This window comes from Rhodococcus artemisiae, assembly GCF_036327795.1.
GTDB classification, from domain to species: Bacteria; Actinomycetota; Actinomycetes; order Mycobacteriales; family Mycobacteriaceae; genus Rhodococcus; species Rhodococcus artemisiae.
In genome coordinates, this window is record NZ_JAUTXY010000006.1 from 41,402 (window position 1) to 55,258 (window position 13,857).

Genomic DNA, 13,857 nt, shown 5'->3' on the forward strand with positions numbered 1-13,857 from the left:
GATAGTCTGGTTACCCGTGAGTGATGCCAGCGTTCAGCAGCCCGACGATACCCCCGAGCAGATCCGGGTCCGCCGCGACAAGCGCGAACGACTCCTCGCCGAAGGCAAGGATGCGTACCCCGTCGTCGTGCCGCGGACGCATACGCTCGCGGAGATCCGTGCGGAGTACCCCGGCCTCGAACCCGACACCGCGACCGGTGTGCGGGTCGGTGTGGTCGGACGTGTGATCTTCATGCGCAACACCGGCAAGCTGTGCTTCGCCACGCTGCAGGAAGGCGACGGAACCCAGCTGCAGGTGATGGTCAGTCTCGCCGCCGTGGGGGAGGAGTCACTCGCCGAGTGGAAGGCGCTCGTCGACCTGGGTGATTTCGTGTTCGTGCACGGCGAGGTGATCAGCTCACGACGCGGCGAGCTCAGCGTCATGGCCGATTCCTGGACGATGGCGTCGAAGGCTCTGCGCCCGCTCCCTGTCGCGCACAAGGAGATGAACGAGGAATCCCGGGTCCGGCAACGTTACGTCGACCTGATCGTCCGCCCGGAGGCCCGCAAGAACGCCCGTATGCGCGTCGAGGTCGTGCGTGAGTTGCGTAACGCGCTCGAGCGCCGCGGTTTTCTCGAGGTCGAGACGCCGATGTTGCAGACGCTGCACGGTGGTGCTGCGGCGCGCCCCTTCGTGACGCATTCGAATGCGCTCGACATCGATCTGTATCTGCGTATCGCGCCCGAACTGTTCCTCAAGCGTTGTGTCGTCGGAGGCATCGACAAGGTCTTCGAAATCAACCGAAATTTCCGTAACGAGGGTGCCGACTCGACCCATTCGCCGGAATTCGCGATGCTCGAGACCTACGAGGCCTACGGCACGTACGACGATTCCGCGAGGATGACTCGCGAGATGATCCAGGAGATCGCGTTCGCGGTGTTCGGGAGCCATGTCGTCACTCTCGCGGACGGCACCGAATACGACTTCGGCGGGGAATGGAAAGTCCTCGAAATGTATCCGTCGTTGTCGCAGGCGATCGGAGCCGAAGTCACACCCGATTCCACGATCGAGGAATTGACCGCCCTGGCCGGCAAGGTCGGGCTCGAAATTCCCGAAGGTAAGGGGTGGGGCCACGGCAAGCTCGTCGAGGAACTGTGGGAGCACATGTGCAGCGACCAGTTGAACGAGCCGACTTTCGTCCGTGATTTCCCGGTCGAGACGTCGCCGCTGACCCGCGATCACCGCACTGTGCGCGGAGTCACCGAGAAGTGGGATCTCTACGTGCGAGGGTTCGAGCTTGCTACCGGCTATTCGGAACTCGTCGATCCTGTCATCCAGCGTGAGCGGTTCATGGATCAGGCGCGTCTCGCGGCCGAAGGTGATGACGAGGCAATGGCCCTCGACGAAGATTTCCTTGCCGCTATGGAACAGGGAATGCCGCCTACCACCGGAACCGGGATGGGAATCGACCGGTTGTTGATGGCGCTGACCGGCCTGGGAATCAGGGAAACTATCCTCTTCCCCATTGTTCGCCCGACCACTCGCTGAATAGGCAGGAAAGCTTTCGGTATAGACATGCGTTAATTGCGAGGTATTGTGGTCTCGTCCCGTGGGGGGAAAGCGCATTTCTTGATCGAGAGGGTTTCCAGCACATGGCAAAGAAGGTCACCGTCACACTTATCGACGATGTCGACCAGGAATCGGCGGCAGACGAGTCGGTGGAGTTCGGACTCGACGGCGTGACCTACGAGATCGATCTGTCGGAAGACAATGCGACAGCGTTGCGGGAACAGTTGGATTACTGGATCCAGCACGCGCGCAAGGTCGGCGGCCGTAAGCGCAGCAAAGCCGTTCAAAGTGCACCGGCGGCAAGCAAGTCGTCGCGGGGGACTACGGATCGCGAGCAAACCGCGGCTATCCGTGAATGGGCGCGGAACAACGATCTCCAGGTCTCGGCACGTGGACGTATCTCGGCCGACATTATCGAGCAGTACAACAACGCGCACTGAGTTTCTTCCCACCTCAGCCGAACAGCACCGTCGCCGTCCGCAACTGCGGACGCCGACGGTGCTGTCGTATTCCGTTGGCGTGCACTGTTTCGGGGTATCGTCCGGCGTAACATCTGTGCTCATGGTCGAACGTGTACTGGTGCCGGGAAAAACATGCTGGCGGACGGATCACGCCGACCGCCTCAGCTTCATCGTCGACGCGGCAGATTATTTTCGTCACGCGAAATCGGCGATGTTGCAGGCGCGTGAACGCATCATGTTGATCGGGTGGGATTTCGATACCCGGATCAAGTTCGAACCCGAAGGCCGCACCCTGGACGGACCCAACCGGCTCGGTGCGTTTCTGAAATGGCTCCCAGAGCAGAACCCGGACCTCGACATCCACCTTCTCAAATGGAACATCGGCGCACTCACGGCGATCGGCAGAGGTATGACTCCGGTGTTCGTCCTCGACTGGCTCAGCGACCCACGTGTGCATTTCGAGATCGACGGCGCACACCCGATCGGCGCAGCCCACCATCAGAAGATCATCGTCATCGACGACGCCATCGCATTCTGCGGCGGAATCGACATGACGGTCGACCGCTGGGACACCTCCGATCATCCCGACCGCAGCCGATACCGACGAGAACCGAGCGGTAGACGCTACGGCCCGTGGCACGACGTCACCACCGCGGTGGACGGTGAGGCCGCGCGAGCACTCGGCGAGCAGGCGCGTGCTCGGTGGAAGTCGGCCACGGGCGCGGACCTCGACCCCGTCGGGCCCCGGGAGGCGATCTGGCCCGACGGGCTCGCCCCCACGGTCACCGACATCGACGTGTCGATCGCCAGAACTCTGCCGGAGTACGACGGGCGCGAGGGCGTCCACGAGATCGAGGCGCTCTATCTCGCGGTGATCGAGAACGCCCGGCACAGCCTGTACCTCGAGAGCCAGTACCTGGCGTCCCGCGCCCTCGCGGAGGCGCTCGCCGCGCGTCTACGAGAGGACGGCGGTCCGGAGATCGTGCTCGTGATACCTCGCAACGCGGACGGCTGGCTCGAACAGAAGGCGATGGACGGTGCCCGCCGCTCTCTACTGCACATGCTGTGGCACGCCGACGTCCACAGCAGGTTCGAGGCCTATTATCCGGTGACCCAGGCGGGGGAGCCGATCTACGTCCACGCGAAGGTCGTCGTCATGGACGACACCGTGGTGCGGATCGGATCGTCGAACCTCAACAACCGGTCCATGGGTTTCGACACCGAGTGCGACCTCGCGCTCGAGTCCACCCGCGTGGGCGACCCCGTCTCCCGTGCAGCGGCGGAATTGCGCAGCAGGCTTCTCGCCGAGCACCTGGACGTCGATGTGGAGGCGTTCGACCGGGCGGTCGACGACGAGGGCTCGTTCCTCGCGGCGATCGAACGCCTGCGGGGTTCGGGTCGCTCCCTGCGCCCGTTCGAACCGGGTACGGTTGGGAAGGAGGACAGTCCCCTCGCGGAGAACGCGCTCATGGATCCGGAGCGGGCGCCGATGAGTGCCGCTCGGCGGATCCGACAGGTTCTCACTCGCTGACCGCCTGTTCGCTTCTGGCGTACAGGTTGCGGAAACGTATGCGTCACGTGCAGCGTTACCTCTTGTAGTCGTGTTTTCCGCTAGCACCTTCCGGGGTGGAGGGGAAGCGGGTGGAATGCACGCCAACTAGAGTGTCGAGTGGGATCGTGGAACCTTCGCTGGTTCGATGTGAACGACTCGAGTGCCGGAGCGAAGAGCGGCTGCCGGGGTCCGGGACAACCTCGTACCGGATCCGTCGGCCGAGAGTGTGAGGGAGTGCGATGTTCGAAAGGTTCACCGATCGCGCGCGGCGCGTCGTTGTCCTGGCTCAAGAAGAAGCCAGGATGCTCAACCACAACTACATCGGCACGGAGCACATCCTCCTTGGCCTCATCCACGAGGGTGAGGGCGTGGCGGCGAAGTCGCTCGAGTCGTTGGGGATCTCTCTGGAAGGTGTCCGCAGTCAGGTCGAGGAGATCATCGGCCAAGGACAGCAGGCCCCGTCCGGGCACATCCCGTTCACTCCACGTGCCAAGAAGGTGCTCGAGCTCAGCCTCCGTGAGGCGCTGCAGCTCGGACACAACTACATCGGCACCGAGCACATTCTCCTCGGCCTCATTCGCGAGGGCGAAGGCGTGGCCGCTCAGGTGCTCGTCAAGCTCGGCGCCGACCTGAATCGGGTCCGTCAGCAGGTCATCCAGCTGCTCTCGGGTTACCAGGGCAAGGAACCGCAGGAAGCCGGCACCAGCCGCGGCGAGGCCGGCACCCCGTCGACGTCGCTCGTGCTCGATCAGTTCGGCCGGAACCTCACGCAGGCCGCTCTCGAAGGCAAGCTCGATCCGGTCATCGGCCGTGCGAAGGAAATCGAGCGGGTCATGCAGGTGCTGTCCCGTCGTACCAAGAACAACCCGGTGCTCATCGGTGAGCCCGGCGTCGGTAAGACCGCTGTGGTCGAGGGCCTGGCTCAGGCGATCGTCAACGGCGAGGTTCCTGAAACCCTCAAGGACAAGCAGCTCTACACGCTCGACCTGGGTTCCCTCGTGGCCGGCAGCCGGTACCGCGGCGACTTCGAGGAACGCCTGAAGAAGGTCCTCAAGGAGATCAACAGCCGCGGCGACATCATCCTGTTCATCGACGAGCTGCACACGCTCGTCGGCGCGGGTGCGGCCGAAGGCGCGATCGACGCCGCGTCGATCCTCAAGCCGAAGCTCGCTCGCGGTGAGCTTCAGACGATCGGCGCGACCACCCTCGACGAGTACCGCAAGTACATCGAGAAGGACGCCGCGCTCGAACGCCGCTTCCAGCCCGTCCAGGTCGGTGAGCCGACGGTCGAGCACACCATCGAGATCCTCAAGGGTCTGCGTGACCGCTACGAGGCGCACCACCGCGTGTCGATTTCGGACAAGGCGCTCGTGGCTGCGGCAACTCTCGCCGACCGCTACATCAACGACCGCTTCCTGCCGGACAAGGCGATCGACCTCATCGACGAGGCGGGTGCCCGCATGCGCATCCGCCGGATGACCGCACCGCCGGATCTGCGCGAGTTCGACGACAAGATCGCCGATGCACGCCGCGAGAAGGAATCCGCGATCGACGCGCAGGACTTCGAGAAGGCCGCGAGCCTGCGCGACAAGGAGAAGCAGCTCGTCGCTCAGCGCTCCGAGCGGGAGAAGCAGTGGCGGGCAGGCGATCTCGATGTGGTTGCCGAGGTCGACGAAGAGCAGATCGCGGAGGTTCTCGCGAACTGGACCGGGATTCCGGTGTTCAAGCTCACCGAGGAGGAGACCACCCGTCTGCTCCGCATGGAAGACGAGCTGCACAAGCGGATCATCGGTCAGGAGGACGCCGTCAAGGCGGTCGCGAAGGCGATCCGTCGTACCCGTGCCGGCCTCAAGGATCCGAAGCGTCCCTCGGGCTCGTTCATCTTCGCCGGCCCGTCCGGTGTCGGTAAGACCGAGCTGTCCAAGGCGCTCGCGAACTTCCTGTTCGGCGAGGACGACGCGCTCATCCAGATCGACATGGGCGAGTTCCACGACCGGTTCACCGCGTCGCGTCTGTTCGGTGCGCCTCCCGGATACGTCGGATACGAAGAGGGGGGCCAGCTCACCGAGAAGGTCCGCCGCAAGCCGTTCTCCGTGGTGCTGTTCGACGAGATCGAGAAGGCCCACCAGGAGATCTACAACACGCTCCTGCAGGTCCTCGAAGACGGTCGCCTGACCGACGGTCAGGGCCGCACGGTGGACTTCAAGAACACGGTGCTGATCTTCACGTCGAACCTCGGTACGTCGGACATCTCGAAGGCTGTCGGCCTTGGGTTCACCAAGGGCACCGGCGCCGAGTCCAACTACGAGCGGATGAAGAACAAGGTCAACGACGAGCTCAAGAAGCACTTCCGGCCTGAGTTCCTCAACCGTATCGACGACATCATCGTGTTCCACCAGCTCACTCAGGACCAGATCATCGAGATGGTCGACTTGATGATCGGTCGCGTCGAGACCCAGCTCAAGAACAAGGACATGGGGATCGAGCTCACCGAGAAGGCGAAGTCGCTGCTGGCCAAGCGAGGATTCGATCCGGTTCTCGGGGCACGTCCGCTGCGTCGTACCATCCAGCGCGAGATCGAGGATCAGCTCTCCGAGAAGATCCTCTTCGGCGAGATCGGTGCCGGTCACATCGTCCTGGTCGACGTCGAGGGCTGGGACGGCGAAGGCGCCGGAGAGAACGCGAAGTTCACGTTCACGCCGAGCGAGAAGCCGGCCGAGGTGCCCGACACCCCGGCGGTCGCGCTCGCCAAGAGCGGCGAGGGCGAAGCAGAAGCCCAGTAACAACGCGCATACGCTTCAGGGGCGGCACTCCAACCGGAGCGCCGCCCCTCGGCGTTGTGGATCCCTGCGTTGTTGGTCCAGGTGTCAGTGCTTCCAGGGGGCGGTCGGCCGTCCGGACCAGTTGGCGAGGCGCTCGGTCGCTCCCGCGGTCGGAGCGGATTCCACCACCGGACCGAACGGGACGGGTCCGCCCCGCGGGGTCTCGGGGAGCGCATGCTGCATGATGCCGAGCGCTGCGTTCGCCAGAGCCGGGTCGGCCTCCGCCGGCTGCCCCGTTGCAGCCGCCAGGTCCCAACCGTGCACCAGCGCCTCATTGAGTGCGATGAGGACCGAGGCGCGTCCCGGGAAGGTGCCCCAGGGTGCGGTGACCACGGTGTCGAGCATCGCGTCGTCGTTCCACACCTCCCAGTAGCGGTCGGCGCTCGTGCGCAGTGTGGCGACCCATCCGCCCTCCGGTTCGTTGACTGTTTCGGGGACGGTCAGAGGGTCGCCGCCTGCGCCGATGACGCGGCCCCGGTCGATGGTGGACACGAGGTGTCCGATGAGGGAGCTCACGTCGAACTCGGGGCACGGTGTCGGATCGGTGAACTGGTCCGGCCGGACTCCGTCGATGAGTCCGGCCACCCAGTCGAGGGCGTCACGGAAGAGGGGGCGTGGGTCTGTCTGCATCGTCGTCATGACACACAGCATGGGCCCGAAACACGACAACCTCTGTCAGGTATTTCGGCGTCGTCGATGCCACGTGCGTGGCAGTGCGATTCGGAAAGTGCGGATCAGCCCGCCGTCACAGAATCTTTGTGCTTTGCCTCGTAGAGTTTCGCCCACTCGGCGCGGGATCGGATCGACACGTCCACGTCGGTCGCCTTGGCTCGCAACGCTCCGACGGTCGCGTCCTCGCGCTCGATCTTCGAGAACGGGTCCCAGTTGAAGAAGCGGCAGGAGTTCTGCCAGGTGATCTTGTCGATTTCGGCATCGGTCGCACCGGCGGCGTCGAGCTCGCCGAGCACCTTCTCCGGCGCATCGGGCCAGAAGCAGTCGGAGTGGGGGTAGTCGCACTCCCACGCGATGATGTCGATGCCGATCTCGTGACGCAACTTCAGCGCAGTGGGATCGGTGACGTAGCAGGCGAGCGAATGCTCCTTGAAGACCTCGCTGGGCAGTTTGCCGCCGAAGTCGCGGCGGAGCCAGCGCTGATTCGTGTAGTGCCGGTCGCAGCGGTCCAGGAAGAACGGGATCCAGCCGATTCCACCTTCGGAGAACGCGAACTTCAGATCGGGATAGGAACGCATGGCCGGGCCCCACAGGAGATCCTGTGCTGCGATGGCAGAGATCTGGGTGGCGAGGACGATCAGGTTGTCGATCGGCGCGTCCTTCGCCATGGAGATCGCGCCGAACCCCGAACCGATGTGCAGGCACATCACGACGCCCTCGTCGGACAGGGTCTGGAACACGGGGCCCCAGTACTCGATGTCGTGGTAGCTGGGTAGTCCCTCGAGGTGGGGGAGTTCCGGCATGGTGACGGCGCGGCAACCCTTCGCCGCGACGCGTCGGATCTCCTCGCACATCGCCGGCACGTTCCACGTGGGCAGGAGGGCGAGCGGCAGGAACCGGTCGGGGTAGGCGCCGCACCATTCGTCGATGTGCCAGTCGTTGTAGGCCTGCACCATCACGACGGTCACCTCGGCCTGGTGCTGGTTCAGGTGGCGGGCCGAGAATCCGGTGAAGGTGGGGAAGCACATGGAACCGACGATGCCGTTGCGGTCCATGTCGCGGACGCGTTCGTGGATGTCGTAGACGCCGGGGCGCATCTCGGCGAAGCGGGCGGGGTCGCGGCCCCATTCTTCTGCGGGCCACGAGACCACCGCGTTGAGCCCGCTGACTCCGGTGGGCTTCCCCTGGTAGACCCACTGGTCGATACCCTGCTCGGTGACGATGACCTTGGGTGCCTCGTCCCTGTACTTCGCCGGAACGTGGCGGGCGAACATGTCGGGTGGTTCGACTACGTGGTCATCGATGCTCACGAGAATCATGTCGTCGAGTTGCATATTCACTCCTGAGTGCTGCTCATCACATAGTGCTTACTCCTGTTGTACCGTTCATAGTCATGACCGTCTCCACGCAATCGGCCATGCATCGTGCAAAATCGGACAACCTCAAGAGTCTCCGTCGCAGTGCGGCAGTGACCGCCGGGAGTTACCTCTACGAGGGCGGGAGCCTCGTGACGGACTGGCACAGTCACGACATGCATCAGATCGAGTACGCCGTGGGCGGCGTGGTCGAAGTGGAGACCGCGACCACCCACTATCTGCTGCCACCTCAGCAAGCGGTGTGGATACCGGCGGGACTGCGGCATCAAGCGACCATGAGTCCCCGGGTGCGCTCGATCGCCGTGATGTTCGATCCGGAACTGGTGCGGTTCCACGGCGAACGCGCCGCTGTCCTCGATGTCTCTCCGCTGATTCGGGAAATGATCATCTACGCGCAGCGGTGGCCGGTCGGCAGACTCTCCGACGACGCCACGGCAGAGCGCTTCTTCGCGACCCTCGGCGGGCTCGTCATCGAAGCCATCGACTCCGACGAAGCGATGCTCAGCCTTCCGATGTCGGACCATCCCGTGGTGCACAACGCGATGGCATTCACGAAGGAGAATCTCCACGACGTCACCATCGGTGAGGTCGGCAGGGCCGCGTCGGTATCCGAACGCACCCTGCGCCGCCTGTTCGACGAGCACGTGGGGATGTCATGGCGTACCTACCTGCTCCAGGCTCGGATGCTGCGCGCGATGGCGCTCCTTGCGTCCCCCGAGCAATCTGTTCAGGAAACCGCCCGCGCCGTCGGATTCGACAACGGCAGTTCGTTCGCCCGGGCGTTCAGCGACTTCTGCGGTCAGTCCCCGTCGTCGTACCGGCACCGCAGTGCGAGCGAACGGTCCTGATCCGGGCATCGAACACGACACTCCCTGTCAGGTATCGGTGCGATGATTCGTCGATGCGCGCTGAACGGTTGCTGTCGCTGGTGCTGATGCTCAGGAACCGGGGCCGGATGACCGCCCCGGCGATCGCTCGCGAGCTCGAGGTGTCGGTGCGGACGGTCCTGCGCGATGTCGAAGCACTGTCGTCTGTCGGTATCCCTGTGTACGCGGAACGCGGGCGTGACGGAGGGTTCGCGTTGTTGCCCGGATTCACCACCGACCTCACCGGGCTGACGATCGACGAGGCCACCGCGCTGCTCGCCGCGAGCGCCTCCGCCGACACCGCCGCTCTCGGCATGGCCCCTGCATTCGCAGCCGCGATGCGGAAGGTCACCGATGCATTGCCCGAGGCGGGTCGCACGGCGGCGATCCGGGCATCGGAGCGGATCCTGGTCACCGGATCCGGATGGATCACGGAGGCATCGGTCGATCCGCACCTCGGCGCGGTGCAGCAGGCGGTGTTCGACGGTGTACGCCTACGAATCCGGTACCGCCCGCGCGACCGTGCCGCCGCGTGGCGGACCGTCGACCCGATCGGTGTCGTCAGTGCTGCCGGACGGTGGTATCTGGTGGCTCTGCACCGCGGCGACGAACGCACGTACCGGCTCTCGCGTATCGACGAGGTGAAGGTGCTGGATGTCCCGGCCGAACGACCCGCCGATGTCGATCTCGCCGAGATCTGGCATCGCAGGAAGACACGATTCCGAGCGGGCATGTCCACCGTCTCCGCGACCGTGACGGTACGCGAAAGCCGCCGGGACGAACTCGCTGCGCTCGTGATCTCCCTAGCCGAGTGTCATGCTGGCTGTCATTCGGACGGGGACGGATGGTGTCGCGCCGAGGTGGAATTCGGAGGTTCGAGCCACGCCGGGGCGGTGATGTGGCAACTCGGCGGCGACGCCGAACTTCTGGCACCCTCGGCCCTGCGCGACGAGATCCGCGCGCAAGCGCTGACTCTTGCGGCTCGCCACGGATGACCGGGCGGTGAAGCTTTCGTCGATTGTCTGCGAACCGGAGACCGTGGCGCGTTCGGCGGCGTAGGTTCGGGCCAGACTGTATTTTCCGGGCCAGATGGAGGGAGAAACCATGCCGACACGGAGTGCGCGGACCGCATGGAACGGTGGACTCGAAGACGGGTCGGGCCAGGTCGAACTGACCAGCTCGGGGCGCGGCACATTCGATGTGTCGTTCCCGAAGCGGGCGGCCGACGATGCCGACGGCACCACGAGCCCCGAAGAGCTGATCGCTGCAGCCCACTCGGCGTGTTTCGCAATGCAGTTGTCGGCGGTCATCGCCGAAGCCGGTGGTACTCCGCAGGCTCTCGAGGTCAAGGCCGACGTATCACTCGGGCCGCACCCGGAGTCCGGGTTCCGGCTCACCGGTATCACGCTGACGGTCCGCGGTGAAGTCACAGGCCTCGACGCCGACGGTTTCGCGACGGCGGCACAGACTGCCAAAGAGACCTGCCCGGTGAGCCGCGCGCTGACCGGAGTCGACATCACGCTCGACGCCGCGCTCGAATCCTGACCCGGATGCCGCTGCCGAGCATGGATCAGCGCTCGGCAGCGGCACGGTGACTCCGTCAGGTCGAACTGGGACTCTGATCGGGTCGGACTACCCGACCTGAGCGTTGACGGCGGCCTGCGACAGCTGTGGGAGCAACTCGTTCAGCAGCCACGGCATGCTGAGCACGTTCGGTGTGCTCGACGCATACACCAGCGGCGGGGCGGTCAGAGCCGTGTAGGCGTCGTCGCGCACCGCCTTGATGCCGGTGAACAGCGGGTTCGACTCCACCTCGCTCTGCAGATCGGGCGTCAGGTACCAGGCGAGAAGCACGTCGGGGTTGTACGTCGGCAGCAGTTCCAGGCTCACCGGAGCCGCGAACTTCGTCCGGTCACTGCTCTCGCGTAGCTGCTGAGCGAGTGGGTCGACCGTGAAACCGAGGCTTGCCAGCAGCTTCAGGCGAGGATCGGTGTCGAAGTAGAAGTTGTACGACGCCGCCTCGGTGGAACTACCGAATGCCACCGTCTTCCCGGTGAACTCGGGGTGCTGCGACTTCGCCTCCGCGATGGTGTCCTCGGTCCGCGTTACGAGTGCTTCGGCCTCTGCCGACCGACCGAGAGCCTTGCCGACGGTGGTGATCTGGTCTTCCCAGCTGGTTGCCCAGCGACGTTCCGGGTACGCCACGGTGGGGGCGATCTCGGAGAGCTGGTCGAACTGTTCCTGGCTCAGACCGGAATGCACGGCCAGGATCACGTCGGGGGTGAGCGCCGCGATCTGCTCGTACGGCATCTCCTGACTGGACGCCGTCAGTAGCGCGGGTTCCGCGTCGGGGTCGAGCTCTTCGAGCTTCGCTCGCGACCACGGCAGCAGGCCGTCGTCGGTTCCCGAGTCCGACTGCATGTTCTGCACACCGACGGGTACGACCCCGAGCGCCAGGGCTGCGTCCTCACTGCCCCAGCCGAGCGTGACGATCCGCTCCGGAGCCTCCGGGATCTCGGCTGTACCGAGCGCCGACGGAATCGACACGGGGAAGGCGGATGCGTCGGCCTGCCCGGTGGTGGATTCCGCTGCGCCGGTCGAGTCGGAACTCGACTCGCTGCCGCACGCACCCGCGAACAGCGCTGTTGCCGCAATCATCACGATTCCGGCTCGACGCCAGTACCTTCCGGACATTCTCATCGAACTCCCTTTTCTCTGTTGGCATGCACGAGCCGAATCGGCGAGAGCCTCGACGCCGACGGGCGCGCTGGCCTGCAACTATCAAGAGGGAAGGTTAACCTAACTGCAGGGGTTACGGAGATACGGCTCCACCGATGGGGGAACAATTCGCGACCGTGATGCTGTTGTTCGACTCGTGAGCACACCTGCCGACGTCGCCCTTCCCACCGCCCATATCGAGATCTGGTCGGACATCGCGTGCCCGTGGTGTTACATCGGCAAGCGCCGATTCACCGACGCCCTCGCCGGATTCCCGCAGCGTGATCGGATCACGGTGACATGGCGGTCGTATCAGCTCGCGCCCGACACCCCAGCGGGCCTGAAGAAGCCCGAGATCGACGCGTTGGTCGAGATGAAGGGCATGCCCGCCGAGCAGGTGCGGAAGATGTTCTCCCAGGTATCTGCCACCGCCGCGCAGGTCGGGTTGGACATCGACTTCGACACGGTCATCGCGGCGAACACCTTCGACGCGCACCGGCTCCTGCACCTCGCCGGCGACAAGCGCGACGAGCTGCTCGACGCATTGTTCCGTGCGCATTTCGTCGGCGGTGAGATCGTGGACGATCGTGACGCGCTCGTGCGCATCGCCGTCTCGGTGGGGCTGGATGCAGATCGGATCCGCGCGGATCTCGACTCCGACGCCGCTGCGGATGCTGTGCGTGCCGACCTCCTCGAAGCCCGGCAGCTGGGTGTCACGGGAGTGCCGTTCTTCGTTGCCAACCGCGCGGTCGCGGTGTCGGGTGCCCAGCCGGAGGACGTGTTTCTCGCATTGCTGGAACGCGCGATTTCAGACGCAGACAGCGCTGAGCCCGTCGTAGATCCGGTTGCCGATGACGCTGACGGATGCGCGGGAGACAGCTGCGTCGTGTGAGCGCACGTCACATCGACCGGAGGATCCTCGCGGTCGAGGCGTCGGCGGGGAAGAACGTCTCGACCGCGATCTCGTCGAGTGTCACATCGTGCGGGGACCCGAACACCGTCGTCGTATAGAGCAGGGCGAGATCGCCGTGAGCCGTTGCGAACACGAGAGGCATCGCGAGATCGTTCGGCACCGTGTGGGCGTCGCGCTGTCGCTCCGGCACCGGATACTCCGCGAGTTCATCGCGCAACTGCGTGAGCTCCGGCATCGCGGTGTGCGACAGTTGGCGCTCGACCCTCCGGAGGACGTGGGCTCGCCACGGCACGAAGTTGCGGATCGCCGGCGCCAGGCCCTCTGGGTGGAGCGTCGCCCGAAGGATGTTGACGGGCGGTTCGAGTAGATGGGGCGCGATGCCCGCGAGCAAGCCGTTCGCAGGCCCGTTCGCCGCGAGTAGTTCCCAGCGTGCGTTCACCGCCATCGCCGGATTCGGCTCGTGTCCCCCGAGGACCGCCTCCACCGCATCCCGCGCGGCCCCCAGATCCTCGAGCGGATGCTCGGGATGGGCAGGCGCGTAACCCGCCGCGAGGTACAGCCGATTGCGTTCTCGGAGCGGGATCCCGAGCTCTTCCGACAATCGTTCGATCACACCGCGGCCGGGAACAGATCGACCGGTCTCGACGTAGCTGAGGTGCCGGGTCGACAGGTCTGCAGCGATCGACAGTTCGAGTTGGGAGCGTCCGCGTTGCTCACGCCACGACTTCAGAAGCAGTCCGACCTCGTCTGTGCGTGTGGTGGGGCCTGTGCGTGTGGTGGGGCCTGTACGTGTTGCGGGGTGATCGGCCATATCTCCACGATCCGCGACCGCGTGCGGTGCAGCAATGACCTCCGACGTCATCGACTCGCGGCCTCCGGATGGATCAGGCTCGAGTCGGTCGCAGTACTTCGCGACCACGATTCCGAC

Annotated in this window: 12 protein-coding genes; 8 read left to right on the plus strand and 4 right to left on the minus strand. The window is 64.9% G+C overall.

The genetic code is table 11. The features are described 5' to 3' along the window. Positions 1 to 16 precede the first annotated feature (16 nt). From lysS to Q7514_RS14525, 4 genes are all read left to right on the plus strand, one after another. Positions 17 to 1,528 (plus strand): lysine--tRNA ligase, encoded by a 1,512-nt coding sequence (gene lysS / locus Q7514_RS14510; protein ID WP_330133977.1) that lies wholly within the window; start codon positions 17 to 19, stop codon positions 1,526 to 1,528. A gap of 104 nt (positions 1,529 to 1,632) precedes the next feature. Further along, positions 1,633 to 1,989 carry a histone-like nucleoid-structuring protein Lsr2 gene (locus tag Q7514_RS14515; protein ID WP_330133978.1) on the plus strand — a complete coding sequence of 119 codons (357 nt, stop codon included), beginning with the start codon at positions 1,633 to 1,635 and terminating at the stop codon, positions 1,987 to 1,989. Positions 1,990 to 2,110: 121 nt separating this feature from the next. Further along, entirely contained in the window at positions 2,111 to 3,541 is a 1,431-nt protein-coding gene (locus Q7514_RS14520) for a phospholipase D-like domain-containing protein (protein ID WP_330133979.1), read from the plus strand. A gap of 260 nt (positions 3,542 to 3,801) precedes the next feature. Beyond that, on the plus strand, positions 3,802 to 6,345 hold the full coding sequence (locus Q7514_RS14525; RefSeq protein ID WP_330133980.1) for an ATP-dependent Clp protease ATP-binding subunit: 2,544 nt from the start codon (positions 3,802 to 3,804) through the stop codon (positions 6,343 to 6,345). Positions 6,346 to 6,429: 84 nt separating this feature from the next. Here Q7514_RS14525 and Q7514_RS14530 read toward each other — a convergent pair whose 3' ends face one another. Next, positions 6,430 to 7,023: a TIGR03086 family metal-binding protein gene (locus Q7514_RS14530; protein ID WP_330133981.1), complete on the minus strand. Its 594-nt coding sequence runs from the start codon at positions 7,021 to 7,023 to the stop codon at positions 6,430 to 6,432. 95 nt (positions 7,024 to 7,118) lie between these two features. Beyond that, positions 7,119 to 8,390 carry an amidohydrolase family protein gene (locus tag Q7514_RS14535; RefSeq protein WP_330133982.1) on the minus strand — a complete coding sequence of 424 codons (1,272 nt, stop codon included), beginning with the start codon at positions 8,388 to 8,390 and terminating at the stop codon, positions 7,119 to 7,121. A 59-nt stretch (positions 8,391 to 8,449) separates the two neighbouring features. Here Q7514_RS14535 and Q7514_RS14540 point away from each other — a divergent pair, with 59 nt between their 5' ends. The 3 genes from Q7514_RS14540 to Q7514_RS14550 all read left to right on the plus strand — a co-directional run bounded on the left by Q7514_RS14540 (position 8,450) and on the right by Q7514_RS14550 (position 10,843). Beyond that, the gene (locus Q7514_RS14540; protein WP_330133983.1) at positions 8,450 to 9,280 is read left to right on the plus strand and encodes an AraC family transcriptional regulator; all 831 of its coding nucleotides are present in this window, start codon (positions 8,450 to 8,452) and stop codon (positions 9,278 to 9,280) included. Between the two features lie 53 nt (positions 9,281 to 9,333). Further along, entirely contained in the window at positions 9,334 to 10,293 is a 960-nt protein-coding gene (locus Q7514_RS14545; RefSeq protein ID WP_330133984.1) for a helix-turn-helix transcriptional regulator, read from the plus strand. 109 nt (positions 10,294 to 10,402) lie between these two features. Next, positions 10,403 to 10,843: an OsmC family peroxiredoxin gene (locus Q7514_RS14550; protein ID WP_330133985.1), complete on the plus strand. Its 441-nt coding sequence runs from the start codon at positions 10,403 to 10,405 to the stop codon at positions 10,841 to 10,843. 87 nt (positions 10,844 to 10,930) lie between these two features. Here the strand turns inward: Q7514_RS14550 and Q7514_RS14555 are convergent, their stop codons facing one another. Continuing rightward, complete coding sequence (locus Q7514_RS14555) at positions 10,931 to 11,998, minus strand: iron-siderophore ABC transporter substrate-binding protein (RefSeq protein ID WP_330133986.1); 1,068 nt, start codon at positions 11,996 to 11,998, stop codon at positions 10,931 to 10,933. Positions 11,999 to 12,173: 175 nt separating this feature from the next. Between Q7514_RS14555 and Q7514_RS14560 the strand changes: the two genes are divergently transcribed. Next, positions 12,174 to 12,908 carry a DsbA family oxidoreductase gene (locus tag Q7514_RS14560; protein ID WP_330133987.1) on the plus strand — a complete coding sequence of 245 codons (735 nt, stop codon included), beginning with the start codon at positions 12,174 to 12,176 and terminating at the stop codon, positions 12,906 to 12,908. Between the two features lie 7 nt (positions 12,909 to 12,915). Here the strand turns inward: Q7514_RS14560 and Q7514_RS14565 are convergent, their stop codons facing one another. Then, the gene (locus tag Q7514_RS14565) at positions 12,916 to 13,791 is read right to left on the minus strand and encodes a helix-turn-helix domain-containing protein (protein ID WP_330133988.1); all 876 of its coding nucleotides are present in this window, start codon (positions 13,789 to 13,791) and stop codon (positions 12,916 to 12,918) included. Between the last annotated feature and the right edge of the window lie 66 nt (positions 13,792 to 13,857).